Below are 16880 nucleotides of genomic sequence, written 5' to 3' on the forward strand. Positions count from 1 at the left end.
TGGCGGGCCAGCCGGCCCGCCACCGCCTGACACACGAAGGAGTGTTCGATGCAGGAACGAGACATGACCCGGATGCGCGCAGGCGCGCGCCTGGGTCGAAATCTGATCGCGGCGGTGGCCGCCGCGGCCACTGCCGTCACGGTGGCGGCCATCCCCGCCCAGGCGGCAGATCCCGACGTCGTGACCGTCGACCTCGCGGTCTCGACAGGTGAGGTCAAGGGGGGCGCCTCGGGCATGCTCTACGGCCTGAGCGATGAGGGCGTGCCGACCGACGCGATCATCGCCGGCGCGCTGCCCCGCAACGTCACCCAGAAGGCGCCCTACGGCGAGCAGCACCCCAACGGTGACCCGCTCGAGGTCGAGGACTCCTTCTTCCGCAACGGCGGGGAGTACATCCTCACCAACATCCAGGACTACTACCCCGACTGGCCCTACAACGGCGGACGCCGTCCGGCCGACTTCAACACCTACCTCGAGATGGTCCGCACGGTCACCACCGCGATCGTGGAGGAGTCCGACCACCCCGAGAAGTACATGTTCGTCCCGTTCAACGAGCCCGACGGCGGCAACTGGTACGGCAACTGGGGCGCGATGAAGGACACGTTCCTGGCGGACTGGTCCGCCGCGTACGCCGTCATCAAGGACGTCTACCCCGAGGCCAAGATCGCCGGTCCCGGTGACTCCCGGTGGCAGCCCGCCCGCACGCGCGACTTCCTGACCTACGCCAAGGCCAACGACGTCGTGCCGGACATGTTCACCTGGCACGAGCTCGGCATCAACAACCTCAGCACCTACCGCAACAACTACAACACCTATCGCCAGATGGAGATCGAGATCGGCATCGATCCGCTACCGATCAACATCACCGAGTACGCGATGCGTCGCGACATGTCCGTGCCCGGCCAGATCGTCCAGTGGCTGGCGATGTTCGAGGACACCAAGGTCGACGCCCAGACGGCCTACTGGACCTACGCGGGCAACCTCAACGACAACATGGCCAAGAACAACAGCGCCAACGGCGCCTGGTGGCTCCTGAAGTGGTACGGCGACCTGACCGGTGAGACAGTCGCCCTGACGCCGCCCGAGCTGAACAAGGTCGACTCCCTGCAGGGCATCGCCGCGCTCGATGAGGACGAGCGCCAGGCCACGGTCCTGTTCGGTGGCACGAACAAGGACATCCGCGTCGACGTCGAGAACATCGACCCCGCCGTGTTCGGAACGACGGTCGACGTCCAGGTCAGAGAGGCGGAATGGAGCGGTCAGGAGGGTGAGGCCCTCGCCCCGCCGGTCACCGTCGCCGAGCGTGTCGCCGTCGTCGACGGCGAGCTCCAGGTGGAGGTGCCCGGAGGTGACCGGCTCTCGGCCTACCAGCTCGTGATCACCCCTGCCCTGGCGGAGCAGCCGACCGTGGATGCCACGTGGCGCGCCTCGATCGAGGCCGAGGACACCGTCCTTCGTGACGTCACCGCCTACGACAAGCCCATGAGCAACGACTGGGAGTTCGCGGCCTCCGGCCAGCGCGACGTCGGAGGAACCAACCGTGTGACCTCCTCGCTCACGTGGACACTGGACGTCCCGACGACCGGCACCTACCGCTTCGGATCGGTCGGAGGCGTCAACGGCCCCAACATCGGCCCTGGCCGCCACGCGCTCTTCGTGGACGGCGTCTTCGCCGAGTACGTCGACTACGAGGCAGGTTTCTCCTGGGGCTACCGCAGCCGGGCAGAGGCACTCGTCGACCTCGAGGCCGGCACGCGCTCGCTCTCGCTCCGCACGAGCCAGAACGGCACGAGCCTGCTTCCCGGATCCGACATCTCGCTGGACAAGTTCGACCTCGAGCTGGCTGACGAGCCCGATTCGACCACCTACCCCGCTCACCTCGCACGGATCGACGGCGGCGAGGTCTCCTTCGCCGGAAGCCGCACCGCGGGCTACGTCGGCCTGGATGCCGGCGACAGCGCGACCTTCTACGCCGCGGGCCGCGACACGGGCTACTACGACGTGACGCTGACCTACCGGTCGGAGGAGGCCGCAGCCATCGACCTGCTCGTCAACGGCCGTGCGATCGAGGGCCTCGCGGCCGAGGGCGACGGCACGTGGACCTCCACGGCCACCGTCCACCTCGCCAAGGGCATCAACGAGCTGGCGGTCTCGACGCCCGACACGATCAAGCTGGCATCAGCGACGGTCACCCGCGCGGAGGAGGCCGACGAGGCCGTCTTCTTCACCGAGGCTGAGGACACCTCGAACGTCACCACCACCGGCGCCGTCCGCGCCGAGCAGGTTCCTGCCCCCACCAACGTCTCCGGCACTCAGCTGGGCTGGATCGGTGACGGCCCGGCCAACACCGCCGTGCTGGCCCGACCCGAGGGCTTCGGCGCCGGTCAGTACAACCTCGTGGTGCGCTACGCCAACGCCGAGAAGAACACCGGTCACGACTACAACACCGACGTCATCACGCGCTTCCTGGACATCACCGAGGTCGGCGGTGACGAAGGGACCCGCGGGGCCTTCCGTCACAACTACTCCTGGAAGGGCTTCTGGTCGCACACCGTCGGTGTCGACCTCACCACGGTCGACGGCGGGCTGACGCTCTCCAACGCGACCGGCAGCGCGCCGAACATCGACTGGTTGGAGCTCGCGCCACTCGTCGTGGACGTCAGCAACGACGTCACAGCGAACGTCGACCTTCAGACTCTTGAGGTCGCGACGCCCCCGACGACCACGGGCTACGTGCTCGGCACGCCGCTCGACCTCTCCGGCCTGGTCGTCGAGGCGACCTACACCGACGGCAGCATCGACACCGTGCCGTGGGACGAGCTCACCGTCTCGGGCTACAACCCCGACGTGCTCGGCGAGCAGGTGGTGACCCTCGCGCTGACTGCCGAGAACACCACGCGCGAGGCGACGTTTACCGTCGTCGTGCGCGACCGGTTCGTCGACGTCGCCGATGACAACCAGTTCGCGCTGGAGATCAACTGGCTGGCTGCCCGCGGCATCAGCACCGGATGGACCACCCCGGCCGGCCAAGAGTTCAGGCCGGTCACGCCCATCGCGCGTGACGCGATGGCGGCGTTCATCTATCGTCTCGCGGGCTCGCCGGCCTTCGAGGAGCCTGAGACCTCGCCGTTCGTCGACGTGGCGCCCGGGGACCAGTTCTACCGTGAGATCACCTGGCTGGCCGAGCAGGAGATCACCACAGGATGGTCCACGGCGAGGGGGGCGGAGTTCCGACCGCTCGCGCCGATCGCGCGCGATGCGATGGCCGCCTTCCTCTACCGGTACGCGGACGAGCCTGCTATCACGCTCCCCGAGACGTCGCCGTTCACGGATGTCACGCCGAGCACCCAGTTCTACACAGAGATCGCGTGGATGGGTGAGGCAGGGATCTCCACCGGCTTCCAGGGGAACGACGGGACGGCGCAGTACCAGCCGCTCGGACCCGTCAACCGCGACGCCATGGCCGCGTTCCTGTTCAGGTACCAGGGCTACGAGGACCAGCTGAGCTGATCGAGCACAGCACCAGCGACGACGGGGGTGTCACCGCAAGGTGACGCCCCCGTCGTCCTTGCGTCACCCCTCGCTGGACGCCACCCCCCGAAAGGTGCCCGCCGGAGACATGGCAGCTGCTCGTGTCCAGAGGGCGGCAGCGTGAGGGCAAAAATTGCCAGTTGGCCACCCAGAAGCGCGTGCATCGGGACGGGTGATCTGCTGACGATGGTCCGCCGCACTCGAGCAGCGTCCGGCGCAGACGTTGCCAAGCAGGTTGTCCAAGAACTGGCGCCACCGGTCCCGGAGACGATCTTTGGGGGCGCGGAACCGCAACAAAGGTCAAGGACACTTTGCCTGTCGTCTCACAGCTCACCTCGGGTGGGCGGCGCCGTCGTCGTCGTCCCCGAGTGAGGGGATCTGCCGGTCGCCGGTCGCCGGTCGCCGACACCACGCCGACGGAGCGCGCCCGGGTGGTGGGGTTCGCTGTGCACCGTTGATCGCTGCGGCGGGCTCGAGGCGACCGCTCCCGCACAGCGAACGCCTCAACCGGCCGTTCGGGCACAGCGAGGGCGCGGGACGCTCGCGCACGGTCGTCGCATCGCGCGAGGTCGAGCGGTGTCGGTGCGCCTGCGACCCGCGGCCCGCGCCCTGCGGCTCACGCCGCGCCGGCGACCCAGGCGACGACGCGCTTCTTGTCCGCCGCCGTGATCAGCCGGGCCGGGTAGGCGCGAACCTTCGCCGCCGCCAGGTCCAGCGCGATCCCCGGGCTGGCCAGCTGGAGCGATGCGAGCAGCCGCGGGACGTCCTCGATGCTGGCGGCCACCTCGACCTCACCGGCGATCGACGGATCGCTGTGGTGCTCGTAGGCGGTCGTGGTTCCGGGCCGGGCGATCTCGGTGCCGAGCATCGTCGTCCACCTCGTCGTCCTGGTCATCGAGACCGAGAACGAGGTGCTCCGCCCCGGGAGGTCCCTCACCGACAGCAGGACCCGCAGCTCCCCGGGGACCTCGATCGCGATCTCCCACCGGGCCAGCGGGAGGTCCAGCCCGAGGGACTCCGCCCAGGCGCGCCCCGGCGTCGCGGGCTCCCGGCGCAACCGTTCGCGTGCCGCCTCGGCGAGCTCCTCGGCGGGGGTGGAGCCCGCCAGCAGGGTGGCCACGTGCAGCAGGGACTCGGCCTCGTCGGACGGGAGGTCGGCGACGAGGGGGACGAGAGCGGCGGACGACGCCGCCGCGCGGGTGGCGAGGTCCGCGTCGTCGCTCGACGCGGCGACCAGGAGGACGCAGAGGGCGTACCGATTCTCGACGGGGGAACCGAACAGCGAGGAGTCCGAGTCGTCGTGCGGGGCCTCGAGGTAGACGTCGTGAAGGCCCTGCCCGATGACGTCGACGACGCCGGTCGTGACGATGCGACCCACGCGGGACGCCTCCGCCCTGGTCCCCGGGGCGCGCGCGTAGCTCTCCAGCACGTCGGCCGCCTTGATCAGGGTCTTCCCGTCGGCTCGATCCTCGGCGGCGGCGCGCAGGTGGTCGGCGATGGATCGCATGGCGTCGAGGGTAGCTGGCGGGGTGCGGGTCGCACGCGACCCGGCCTGACCGGCGCCGACCCCGGCCGATCAGGACTGCCCTCGGGCATGACGAAGGGCCGGGCGTTCATCGCCCGGCCCCTCGCCGTCGTGCTGAGAAGGCGCCTACTTGCCGAAGGCGTCCTTGGCGGCGTCCTTGACGTTCTCGCCCGCCGCCTTGCCGTGCGCCTTGGCCTGGTCGGCCTGGCCCTCGGCCTCGAGACGCTCGTTGTTCGTGAGGTTGCCGACGGCCTCCTTGGCCTTGCCGCCCAGCTCCTCGGCCTTGTTGCTGATCTTGTCCCCGATACCCATGAGTTCTCCTTCGTGATGCCGGAAACGGCCCGATCACATGGGCCGACCTCATGAGCGTAGAGCGTGAGCCTTGACAATGGCTGAACGGCGTCTGGACGACGCGCGCGACCCGGCCGATCCCTCGGCCGCGGCCGCCGGCGCGGGACGGACGGCGCCGTCGACGTCCGTCCCCCGGAGCGGCAGGCGACCCGCCTAGCATGAGCCAGCCGGCGGGCACCGCCGCCCGACAGGCACGACAAGGCACGACACGGCACGACACGCGGGCGCACCCGCGCGAGGAGGCTCCCGGTGATCTCGTACGCCGATGTGGACACGCTCGACGACGAACGGCGCGCCCAGGTCGCCCGGCTCTTCGAGCGGGCCGACAGCTTGCACGACCTCCCTGACGACCTCGGCACCGTCGAGGCGTGGGACGAGCTGATCGAGGACTGCGAGCGGGTCGGGTTCCCGCACCTCGTCGCCAGCGCGCGCATCAGCCAGTGCACGATCCTCGTCAAGGGCGGGCTCGCCGCCGAGGCGCTCGAGGTCTTCGTCGCGCTCATGCGCACGATCAGCCGGTACGGCGACCTGATCGCACCGTCGAACGTCGCGCTGCACCTGAACTCCGTCGGGACGACGGCCATGACCCTGGTGGACGACCCGCGCGTCCCGCTGGAGCGGATCACCCGGCTGATCGACCTCGTCGAGCAGGAGATGCGACGGCGAGGCGTGGACGTCACGGGCGCCTACGTCGCTCGCGCGGCGGTGGCCGCGGCCGCGGGCGACGCCGAGGCGACCCTCTCCTGGATCGACCGCTGGCGCGCCGAGAGCGGTGAGGGGTGGCGGGCCGACGACGGCGGCGTCATCCAGATGGAGATCCCCCTCATCGCGCGCTTCGACGTCGACCGGGCGGCGGACACCCTGGAGCAGCGCCTGCGCGCGCTCGGCATCGACCCGTTCGCGTTCGACGCCGGGACACCCGACCGGCTCAGCGACCTGAAGCTCGTGGCACTCCTCGGTTTCCTGCGGGTGCGCCAGGGGCGGCGGGTGGAGGCGACGGTGATCGGCGACGCGCTCGTCGCGGCGGTGGGGGCGGACGTCCTGGCGCGGGAGGCCGTCGCCAGCTACGTGATCCCGGTCCTGGAGGAGCGCCCCGAGCCGGCGGGCGTCGTCGTCGACCACGTGCTGGCCGAGAGCGCCCTCGACGGGACGGACTGGGAGGCGATCGCTGCCGTCGCGCGCCACCGGATCCTCCTCGATCCCGCTGGCGAGGAGGGTGCGCTTCTGCGCGCCCTGGCCCAGGAGGGGGCGCAGCAGCACGACCGCCGCGGCACCACCCGGGTGCACGAGCGCGAGCTCGAGGAGCTGTGGTGGGCCGGGCTGCCCGAGGCGCGGCGCCCCGCCGTCGTGGACGATCCCGAGGTCTGGGGCGATCCCGAGGCGCGCGCCGAGCTCATCCTGGCCGCCGGCTGGTTCGAGCGCACGGGCCTGGTGCGCTCGGACGATCCGCCGATCTCGCTGAAGTACCGCTACCAGGCGCTGCTCGGCGAGACGATGGAGCTGCTCTCGGCGGAGTCGGCGTCCGAGGCCGAGGCGCTCGCCGACCGTCTCCGCACCCGGGCAGGCGAGCTGCGGTGCGCGACGTCGCTCTTCCTCGTGCCGCTGCTGCACGGCCTGCGCGCCGGCCAGGCCGGCGACATCGCGACGCTGGTGGCGAGCTACCGGCGCTCGCAGGAGGAGCTCCTCCGCGGTGCCGCGTGGGTCGTGGACGAGATCCGTGCGATGGGTGAGCGCTTCTTCGCGACCGTGGTCGAGCAGGCGGTCGCCAGTCCCGACGTGTCGTGGGACCAGATCGACCGCCTCATCGGCGACGAGACCGAGGTCCGCGCCGTCACCCGCGCCCCGCTCGCACCGCTCTCCCTGGTGCAGGCCGAGATCGCAGCGCACCGCGGCGACGTCGAGAGGCTGCGGACCGAGCTGGGGGAGCTGGGTGACTGCCTCCTGGACGAGGCGGACCAGCTGGACCGTGAGGCGATCGGGCTCGAGATGGTGCGACTCGTCGCGCGGTACTCCCCGGGGTTCGCGACGTCGGTGGCGGCGCAGGTCCTGCTGGAGGGCGACGCGGAGCAGATCCGCGCCGCGACCACCTGGATGGCCTGGCTGCACCCCGAGGACGAGGCCACGACCGACCGGTTCGCGCAGGTGCTCGCCTCGGTGGACGACGACGTCACGAGCCTCGGCGTCGTGCCCGGCTGGGTCGTGCTCGAGGTCGTGGCCCGGACCGGCCGGGACCCTCGCCCCGTCGTCGACGCCCTCCTGGCGGACGTCGACGGCGGAACGGCCTCCGACCTCGGGCTCCTCGCCGCGTCAGGCGCGGCGCTCCTGGCGACGGCGCCGCAGGATCCGCGAGGCCCCGAGCTGCGCGAGCGGGCGCTGACGATCGCCCGCGGCCTCGACGCTCGCGACGGCGGTACGCGCGCCACCGCGTGGGTCGGGGAGCGCTGGTACCGCGGCGATGCGGCGTTCGTCCCCGGCGCGGCCCGACCGTGAGCGGCGAGGCCTTCCGCGTCGACCTGCGCGGCGTCGTCGACATCCTGTCCCACCACCTCTACTCCAGCCCGCGCGTCTACCTGCGCGAGCTGATCCAGAACGCGCGCGACGCCGTCGTCGCGCGCCAGGACCTCGACGGTCACGATCTCGACGGCCGCGAGCCGCCGCGGATCCTCGTGACCGCCGACGCCGCGACCGGCACCGTGTCCGTCTCCGACGGCGGCATCGGCCTGACCGAGGAGGAGATGCGCGACGTGCTCGCCACGATCGGCGCATCGAGCAAGACCGCGGACCTCACCCGCGCGCGTCGCCGTTTCCTCGGCCAGTTCGGCATCGGCCTGCTCTCGTGCTTCCTCGTCGCGGACCGGATCGAGGTGCGCTCGCGCAGCGCTCGCACGCCCCACGCGCCGACCCTCCTGTGGATCGGCAGCGCGAACGGGACCTTCACCGTCACCGAGGCCGAGACGCCGCTGCCCGGCGCCGGGACACGCGTCACCGTGACGGCGCGCGTCGACGATCAGGAGTGGGTCGAGCCGCACCGTGTGGGGCTGCTCGCGCGTCGGTTCGCCGGCCTCCTGGACGTGCCCGTCGACTTCGCCCCGGGGCCGGAGGAAACCCTCGAGGTCGTCACGTCCTCGACGCCGCCGTGGTCGGGGACCGAGGCCGACGCCGTGGACTGGTCCGCGCGCGAGCTCGGCTTCGCGCCGCTCGCTGCGATGCGGGTCGAGGTGCCGGTGGCCGGCGTCGTGGGTCTCGCGCTGATCGCCGACAGCCCGGGTCGGGTGGGTCACCGTCGCGGCGACCGCGTGTACTCGCGCGGCATGCTCGTCGCCGACGACAACGTGCAGCTCGCCCCCGACTGGGCCTACTTCGCGCGGCTCGTGGTGGAGGCGGGCGACCTGCCGCTGACCGCGTCGCGCGAGGCGCTGCAGGACGGCGTGCTCCTGGCCGACGTCAGGGAGCAGGTCGGTCGTCGGATCCGTGAGGGTGTCGAACGCCTGGCCGAGCGCGACCCCGCGGCGTTCGGGCGGTTCCTGCGCGTGCACTCCACGGGTCTGCTGGCGATGGCCGCGGTGGACCCCGAGATGCTCGACCTCGTCGTGCGTCACTACCCCTGGGAGACCACCGAGGGCCCGATGACGCTCGTGGGCGCCGTCCGGACCCGCGACCGCGTGCGGTACGTGACGTCCGCCGCCGACTTCGCGACGTTCGCGCCCGTCCTGGCGGCGACGGGCGTCCTCGTGATCAACGGCTCCTACGTCTACGGCGCGGAGATCCTCGAGCGCGTCCGGTCCGGACACGGGTCGACGGCGCGGATCCGGCTGTTCGACCGCGGCCGGTTCCTGGAGGATCTGGGGCGGCCGACGGCGGGGGATCCGCTCGTCGCCGCGCTCGAGCGGATCGCCGCACCGGTCCTGGATCGCCTCGGGGTCGACCTCGACGTGCGATCGTTCGTACCGGACACGGTCCCGGTCCTGCTGGCGGGGTCGACGGCCAACGCCGGTGCGGGTGGTGGTGCGTCCGTGCTGGGCGGGGATGCACCGGATGTCGACGGCCCGCCGCCGGAGCCCGACCCGTGGGCCGCGCTGCTGGACGAGCCCGTCCGAGGTCCCGCCCGGCCCAGACTGGTGATGAACGCGGCGAGCGCGGCGGTCCGCGCCCTGGTGGACCTGCCCGACGAGCGCGTGCGCGAGGAGGCGGTGGTCGGACTGCACATCATCGGCCTGCTGATGGCCGGGGAGCGCGTCGACGAGCGGCACGGCGCGATGCTCAGCTCGACGCTCCGCGCGCTCATCGTCGCGGCGGGCAAGAACGCCTGAGGGCGCCTTCACACCCGTCGAGCATGCGCGTGACTGCTGGACGGGCGCGATGGAGCAGTCCTCTGCATTCTCGACCGGGGTCGGTCAGCCGGTGAGGCACTCAGATGATGACGTCAACAGGCGGATGTGCATTCTTCGGGTTAGGGTCTAGTTCGCGGACGTGGTGACGTCACCATCGACTGTCCGCTCCACCCCGTACTCGAGGAAGAGTTCATGACACGGATGTCATCAGGTGCCCACCCCCCGCACCACCCGGTCCAGCCGCGCCCGCCGCACCGTCCCGCGGGGCCGTTCCGCCGGGCGGTCGCCGCGATCGTCGCCCTGCCGGTCGCGCTCGTCGGTCTGACGGCCGCCGGAGCCGCGGCCGACACCGCGCCCGTCCCGATCTCGGCCGAGCTCCCGGCCGCCCCGGCCGCCCCCGCGGACCCGGCCGTCGCCGTCGTCGCCCCGGTCGGAGCCGCCACGGTCGCGGGCGCGACCCCGGCCCTCCCGGCCGAGGTGCAGGTCACGACGGCGTCCGGCGCCACCCGCGCGGCCGCCGTCACCTGGGACACCACCGACCTCGTCTTCGACCGGCACTACGCCACGGTGCCCGTCACGGGCCTCGTCGAGGGCACGCTCGCGACGACCGCGTACGTCGAGGTCGTCCCCGGGGACCTCGCCTACTTCATCGACGCCGGAACCGCCGGCCTCGCCTCGACGTCCTTCGACGCCGTCGCCGCCCTCGAGGACGGACTGCTGAACGAGGCCTCCGACCAGGCGGCGGCCGCCGGCACCTGGGGCTACTCGGCGACCGGCCTCGGCGGTCCCCGCCGTCCCGCGCCCTACGTCGCCACCGACAAGTCGGCCACCGGCCTCTACGGGCTCAACGGCTCCGCGCTGCCCCTGACGTACACGCTCACCGATCTCGAACCCGGCACCTACACGGTGACCGCGGGCGTGAACGAGTGGTGGAGCGGCCCCCGCACGCTCCGCGCCGACGTCTCCGGCGCCGGGCTCGCCGACGGCACCACGGTCGGTGCCCAGGTCACGGTCAACGGCAGCTCGCGCACCGCGATGCTCAGCGGCGCCGTCACCACGACGCAGGACGGTGACGTCACGCTGAACTTCCGCCGGACGGCGGGCACCGAGGCGCCCGTCGTCTCCTGGATCGCCGTCGCCCGCGGGGAGGTCGCCGTCGACACGACGCCGATCGCCGTCGCCGCGCCCACGATCAGCCTGCCCACGGGCGTCTACGAGAGCGCGCAGAGCGTCGAGCTCGCCACCGCGACGCCCGGCGCCGCGATCTGGTTCACCACCGACGGCAGCACCCCCAGCCGCACGAACGGCACGCGCTACATCGAGCCGATCGCCGTCACCGCCGACACCTCCGTCGCTGCGGTGACGGTCCGCAACGGCCTGAGCAGCGCCGTCGTGACGGCGGACTACCGCATCGACGTCGTCCCCGCCGACGGCTACACCGCCCCGCCCATCGGCCGCACCTGGTACGACACGAACGGCGACTCGATCCAGGCCCACGGCGGCGGTTTCCTGCAGCACGAGGGCTGGTTCTACTGGATCGGTGAGAACAAGGCGCACGACCGTGCCGTGCTCAACGCCGTCTCGCTCTACCGCTCCCAGGACCTCCTGAACTGGGAGCACGTGAACGACATCGTCACGACCGAGACCGCGGGCGTCTGCGACACGGGCACCTACACGGGCGAGGAGTGCAAGATCGAGCGGCCCAAGCTGCTCTTCAACGCCGCGACGCAGCAGTTCGTCATGTGGGGCCACTGGGAGACCGCGGACTCCTACGCGGCCTCGAAGGTGATCGTCGCGACCAGCGACACGATCGACGGCGACTACGAGGTCCAGGGCATCTTCCGCCCGGGCGCGGGTGAGGTCACGACCGAGCACGAGGACCCGACGTACGAGGGCACCGACGGCCTGTGGGGCTACGGCTCGCGCGACTTCACCGTGTTCAAGGACCCGGACTCCGACGCCGCGTACCTGTTCAGCACCGAGGACCACGAGAACATGCGGGTCTACCGCCTCACCGACGACTACACCGACGTCGTGCTCGAGAGCTCCTACCGCCTGTTCGCGGGCGGTCACCGCGAGGCCCCCGCCGTCGTCAAGATCGACGGCCGCTACTTCGTCATGACCTCGGGCCAGAGCGGCTGGTACCCCAACCAGACGCGCGTCGCCTCGACGTCGGACCTGTCCGACCCCGACGGCTGGAGCGACCTGTCGCTGGTGGGCAACAACTCCTCCTTCTACAGCCAGCCGACCAACATCATCACGGTCGAGGGCGACGGCGGCGAGCGCTCCTACCTGTACATGGGCGACCGCTGGAACTCCAAGAAGCTCGGCACCTCCACGTACGTGTGGCTGCCGCTCGAGATCGACGGCACCGACGTCAGCCTGACCTACCAGCCGGGCTGGTCCTTCGACCCGACCACGGCCGCGATCGCGACGCCGCGCGTGGACCTGGTCTCGCAGGGACGGCCGGCCACGGCCTCCTCGGAGGTGACGCCGGCGAGTGCCGCGAACGACGGGATCGTCACCAACACGAACCTGTCGGGAGACAGCACGAACTACTGGCAGCCCGACGGCGCCCCGGCGACCTGGCAGGTCGACCTCGGCGAGGCGAGGGACCTGGCCCGCGTCGACCTCTCGTGGCGCTCGTGGAACGGGTCGGAGACGCGCAGCACGTACTCCGTGCACGGATCGCTCGACGGCGTCACGTGGGACCGCATCGCGCAGCGCGAGAGCAACCGGCTCGTCGCGTTCACCACGGACGACCTGACCGGCAGCTACCGCCACGTCCGCGTCGACATCTCCTCCGTGATCAACGACCACAACGGCAACGCGGCCCCCTGGGCCGCGGGACTGGTGGAGGTCCAGGTCTACGCGGAGGCCGGCCCCGAGCCGATCTCGTTCGTGGACGTGGCCGAGGGCGACCAGTTCTTCACGGAGATCTCCTGGCTCGCGCAGGCGGGCATCTCGACCGGTTGGGTGAATGCCGACGGCACACGCGAGTTCCGGCCGGTGCAGCCGATCGCGCGCGATGCGATGGCGGCGTTCCTCTATCGCCAGCAGGGTTCCCCTGACGTCGATCTGCCCGAGGTCTCACCCTTCACCGACGTCGATCCCAGCAACCAGTTCTACGAGGAGATCGTCTGGCTGGCGCAGGAGAAGATCTCCACCGGGTGGGTGCAGGCCGACGGCACGGCGCAGTTCCGACCGTTCGAGCCGATCGCGCGCGACGCGATGGCGGCGTTCCTGCACCGCCTCGCCGGGTCGCCTGAGGTGGACGCGCCGGCCACGTCGCCGTTCACCGACGTCGCCACGAGCGACCAGTTCTACTCCGAGATCTCGTGGCTGGCGCAGCGGGGGATCGCGACGGGCTGGCAGGGCAACGACGGCACGTCCGTCTTCCAGCCGCTGAACCCGGTCAACCGCGACGCGATGGCGGCCTTCCTGCACCGGTACGTGCACCCCGAGGTCGGCTGACGGGAGCCCGACCCCACCCCCGCCGAGAATGCGGGTGGCTGCTGAATCCACGCGGTGGAGCAGTCATCTGCATTCTCGACGGGGGCGGAGGGGTCCAGGAGCGTTCGGTTCCCGTTTCCGCGCCCAGCGAATCCCCAGCGATCGCCAAGGTGTCGCCGCTACGGTCGGGGGATGAGCACGATGTCGTCCCCGGTCAGCAGCACGATCACGCCAGCGGGGGTGACGGTCCGGCGCGGGGGCCTGGTGGACGTCAATGCCGTCGTGCGCCTGCTGCGCTCCAGCAGCCACGACGTCGACATCGACGGCGACGGGCAGCTCGACGGCCCCGTCGACCCCGAGGCGGCACGGTCCGCGGCGCGGATGGCGCTGTCGCACGTCGTCCTCGACCAGGGCGACCTCTGGGTCGCGCACGACGCCGCGGGCGAGCTCCAGGCCCTGTCGGTCTGGATGCCAGGAGCGGTCGACGGCGCGTCCTCCGACCTGCACCGCATCCTCGAGCGCGAGCTGCGGATGCCCGACCCGAGCCAGGCGATCGGCCCGGGCGATCACGTCCGGCCGCAGCTGATGGCCTCGATGGCCGGCGTCATGGACCACGTGCTGCTGCTCCGGCCGCGGCTGGTCCTGTTCGCCGTCACGGTCGCCCCCCAGGCCGACCAGGCGGCTGTCGTCGCGCTCGCGCGCGCCGTCGTCGCCCCCGTGGTTCGCGGCGACGGCGACGTGCTGGCCGTCGCGCTCGACGGCGACCGCGCCCGGCTGCTGCGCGCGGTCGGCTTCGCGGAGGTGGCCCAGGTGCCGCTCGGCGAGCTCAACAACGTCTGGATCGGTCGGGCATGACGACGACTTGACCTCACGCTGGCACTACCCTGACCTGGCGGACCCGTACGGTGCGGGCTGCCAGGAGCAGGTGCGATGAGGTATCCGGGCCGGCGGGGGACGAACCTCCCGCGCATGGGCGACTACAACCAGCTGGTCGTGCTCGACCACATCCGGCGCGCCCGCGAGAGCGTCAGCCGCGTCGAGCTGGCCGCCGTCACCGGCCTGTCGGTGCAGACGATCTCCAACGTCGTGGGCCGGCTCCTGGAGCTCGGCCTCGTCGAGGAGGGCGCCCGCCAGATCGCCGGCCGCGGGAAGCCCCGCACGCTGCTGCACCTGCGACCAGGGGCCGGCTACGCGCTCGGCGCCCACATCGACCCCGTCTCGGTCACCACCGTGCTGCTGGATCTGGCCGGGACGGTGGTGGACCGATCGGTCGTGCCGACGCCGGACGGGTCCGACGCCGTCGTCGAGGCCATCGCCGCCGAGGTGGCCCGGATGCGCACCCTCGTGCCCGACGGCGAGGTGGTCGGCCTCGGCGTCGCCGCCCCAGGGCCCATCGACCCTGAGGCGGGCCGCGTGATCCACCCGCCGCTCATGCCCAGCTGGGGCGACGTCCCGCTCCGTGACCGGATGGCCGACGCCACCGGGCTGCCGACGCTCCTGGAGAAGGACGTCGCGGCCGCGATGGTCGCCGAGCTGTGGCAGCGCAGCACCGACCGCGGCGGCACCACCCTGTTCGTCTACCTCGGGTTCGGCATCGGTTTCGCGTTCGCCAGGGAGGGCGAGGTGCTGTCCGGCAGCTCCCGCAACGCGGGCGAGATCGGCCACCTCATCGTCGACGCCGACGGCCCGGAGTGCTTCTGCGGCCACCGCGGCTGCCTCGGCGTGAGCGTCGCGCTGGACCGCCTCGTGGGGGAGGCGGTCGACGGCGGGGTCGTGCCGGCCGACACCCCGCGGACCACGCCCACCGAGCTCGACGCCGCGATGGCGCGCCTCGCCGCCGCCGCCGAGGACGGGGTGGGCGGCGCCGTCGCCATCCTGGAGCGCGCCGGACGGCGCCTGGCGCGCGGGATCGTCATCGTCACCGACCTCATCGACGCGGACAGCGTGGTGGTCGGCGGCGCGAACTGGGAGCGGCTCGCGCCGTACCTCACGAGCGCCGCACGGCTCGAGTTCGCCGGCCACGCGACCATGCGCGAGCTGCACGGCGTGGGCGTCGACGGGAGCGCCGTCGGACTCTGGGTCGGGGCGGTGGGGGCCGCCAGCCGGGTGCTGGACGCGGCCTTCACCCCGCACGCGTCGCTGCTCGTGGCGCATCCCACCGGATCCTGACGCCGCCCGACGCCGTCCTGTGCCGGCCCTGGTCACGATCGCGTCACGGTTCGTACGGCCACTTGCGCTATTAAATCCAGACGTTAGAGTAAACCCGATCGCTCCTCGGTGAGGAGGAGCGTCCCGTATGCGGCAAAGGAGCACCATGCGCACCACAGCTCGACTCGTCACCTCGGCGGCGGCGCTCGCCCTCGTCCTCACGGCCTGCTCCGGCGGCTCGGAGGACTCGGGCGGGGGCGACGGCGGATCCGGCGACCAGACCATCAAGGTCGCCTACCAGAAGACCGACGCGTTCTTCCAGCTCGACGAGCTCCTCGTGAAGTCCAAGGCCGAGTTCGAGGAGGCCAACCCCGGTTGGACCGTCCAGCTCGAGCCGATCGCCGCTCAGGAGACGGACTACTTCACGAAGCTCGCCCTGATGAACGGTTCGCCCGACACGGCGCCCGACGTCATCTACGAGGACACCTTCCAGGTGCGGCCCGACGCCGCGGCCGGCTTCCTGGCCCCGATGGACGACTACCTGGCCGAGTGGGAGGACTGGGCGCAGTTCCCCGAGGGCATCCGTGCCGCCGGTCTGGGCGACGACGGCAGCACCTACGGCGTCTCGATGGGTACCGACACGCGCGGCGTCTACTACAACAAGGAGATCTTCGCGCAGGCCGGACTGCCGGAGGACTGGCAGCCGGAGACGTGGGACGACTTGCTCGAGGCCGCCCGCACGGTCAAGGCCGAGGTCCCCGACGTCATCCCGATGAACGTCTACGCGTCCAAGGCGCAGGGCGAGGGCACGTCGATGCAGGGCTTCGAGATGCTGCTCTACGGCACCGACGACACCCTCTACGACGCCGACGCCGGCAAGTGGATCGTGGGCTCGCAGGGCTTCGAGGACACGCTGACGTTCCTGCAGACCCTCCAGGACGAGGAGCTGATGCCCGGCCTCGAGGACGCCCTCGACACGAACCTCCCCAACCGCGTCTCGACCGAGCTGCTGCCGGAGGGCCGCCTCGCGATCGCCGTCGACGGCTCGTGGATGCCGGGTGGCTGGATGTCCGGCGACAACGCGTGGCCGGAGTGGGAGGAGACCATGGGCATGACCGCCATGCCGACCCAGAACGGTCAGGAGCCCGGCGCCACCTCGATGTCCGGCGGCTGGCTGCTGAGCATCGGCGCCAACGCCGACGACCCGGAGATGGCCTTCAACTTCATCGCGAACACGCTCAACGAGGAGAACAGCTTCAAGTTCGCCACCGAGAACAGCCAGATCGCGGCGCGCGACGACGTCGCCGCCAACCCGGACTACGTCAGCTTCAACCCGTCGTTCGAGTTCTTCTCCTCGCTCGTCCCGGTCACGAACTTCCGACCGGCGACGCCCGACTACGCGCAGATCTCCAACAACATCCAGGTCGCCGCCGAGTCCGTCATCACCGGACAGGCCACCCCGGAGCAGGCCGCCGAGACCTACGACCAGGCGATCACCCGCGTGGTCGGCGACGAGAACGTCTCCGAGGCGAGCTGACGCC

Annotated in this window: 9 protein-coding genes; 7 read left to right on the forward strand and 2 right to left on the reverse strand. The window is 71.5% G+C overall.

Going from position 1 to position 16880, the window contains the following annotated elements:
• Positions 1 to 63: 63 nt before the first annotated feature.
• Positions 64 to 3510: a bacterial Ig-like domain-containing protein gene (locus SERN_RS15735; protein ID WP_135849238.1), complete on the forward strand. Its 3447-nt coding sequence runs from the start codon at positions 64 to 66 to the stop codon at positions 3508 to 3510.
• A 637-nt stretch (positions 3511 to 4147) separates the two neighbouring features.
• Here the strand turns inward: SERN_RS15735 and SERN_RS06070 are convergent.
• Both SERN_RS06070 and SERN_RS06075 read right to left on the reverse strand, forming a co-directional pair.
• Complete coding sequence (locus SERN_RS06070; RefSeq protein WP_135849239.1) at positions 4148 to 5038, reverse strand: hypothetical protein; 891 nt, start codon at positions 5036 to 5038, stop codon at positions 4148 to 4150.
• A gap of 144 nt (positions 5039 to 5182) precedes the next feature.
• On the reverse strand, positions 5183 to 5368 hold the full coding sequence (locus SERN_RS06075) for a CsbD family protein (RefSeq protein WP_135849240.1): 186 nt from the start codon (positions 5366 to 5368) through the stop codon (positions 5183 to 5185).
• Positions 5369 to 5656: 288 nt separating this feature from the next.
• Here SERN_RS06075 and SERN_RS15270 point away from each other — a divergent pair, with 288 nt between their 5' ends.
• The 6 genes from SERN_RS15270 (at position 5657) to SERN_RS06100 (ending at position 16876) form a co-directional block, all read left to right on the forward strand.
• Complete coding sequence (locus tag SERN_RS15270; protein ID WP_158292586.1) at positions 5657 to 7897, forward strand: hypothetical protein; 2241 nt, start codon at positions 5657 to 5659, stop codon at positions 7895 to 7897.
• A complete protein-coding gene (locus SERN_RS06080; protein ID WP_158292587.1) occupies positions 7894 to 9717 on the forward strand; it encodes an HSP90 family protein in 1824 nt (607 codons plus the stop codon). The genes SERN_RS15270 and SERN_RS06080 overlap by 4 nt, the downstream gene beginning before the upstream one ends.
• A gap of 213 nt (positions 9718 to 9930) precedes the next feature.
• Positions 9931 to 13212, forward strand: coding sequence for a chitobiase/beta-hexosaminidase C-terminal domain-containing protein (locus tag SERN_RS06085; RefSeq protein WP_135849242.1), 3282 nt, complete (start codon positions 9931 to 9933; stop codon positions 13210 to 13212).
• Between the two features lie 171 nt (positions 13213 to 13383).
• On the forward strand, positions 13384 to 14046 hold the full coding sequence (locus SERN_RS06090; RefSeq protein WP_135849243.1) for a hypothetical protein: 663 nt from the start codon (positions 13384 to 13386) through the stop codon (positions 14044 to 14046).
• 75 nt (positions 14047 to 14121) lie between these two features.
• Positions 14122 to 15360, forward strand: a complete 1239-nt coding sequence (locus SERN_RS06095; protein ID WP_135849244.1) for an ROK family transcriptional regulator — start codon at positions 14122 to 14124, stop codon at positions 15358 to 15360.
• A 145-nt stretch (positions 15361 to 15505) separates the two neighbouring features.
• A complete protein-coding gene (locus tag SERN_RS06100) occupies positions 15506 to 16876 on the forward strand; it encodes an extracellular solute-binding protein (RefSeq protein ID WP_135849245.1) in 1371 nt (456 codons plus the stop codon).
• The last annotated feature ends 4 nt before the right edge of the window (positions 16877 to 16880 follow it).

The organism is Serinibacter arcticus (assembly GCF_004786095.1).
GTDB lineage: Bacteria > Actinomycetota > Actinomycetes > Actinomycetales > Beutenbergiaceae > Litorihabitans > Litorihabitans arcticus.

Coding starts and splice junctions, on each gene's coding strand:
- SERN_RS06090 (WP_135849243.1), top strand. CDS start 13,384: ATGAGCACGATGTCGTCCCCGGTCAGCAGCACGATCACGCCAGCGGGG.
- SERN_RS06070 (WP_135849239.1), bottom strand. CDS start 5,038: ATGCGATCCATCGCCGACCACCTGCGCGCCGCCGCCGAGGATCGAGCC.
- SERN_RS15735 (WP_135849238.1), top strand. CDS start 64: ATGACCCGGATGCGCGCAGGCGCGCGCCTGGGTCGAAATCTGATCGCG.
- SERN_RS06100 (WP_135849245.1), top strand. CDS start 15,506: ATGCGCACCACAGCTCGACTCGTCACCTCGGCGGCGGCGCTCGCCCTC.
- SERN_RS06075 (WP_135849240.1), bottom strand. CDS start 5,368: ATGGGTATCGGGGACAAGATCAGCAACAAGGCCGAGGAGCTGGGCGGC.
- SERN_RS06095 (WP_135849244.1), top strand. CDS start 14,122: ATGAGGTATCCGGGCCGGCGGGGGACGAACCTCCCGCGCATGGGCGAC.
- SERN_RS06085 (WP_135849242.1), top strand. CDS start 9,931: ATGACACGGATGTCATCAGGTGCCCACCCCCCGCACCACCCGGTCCAG.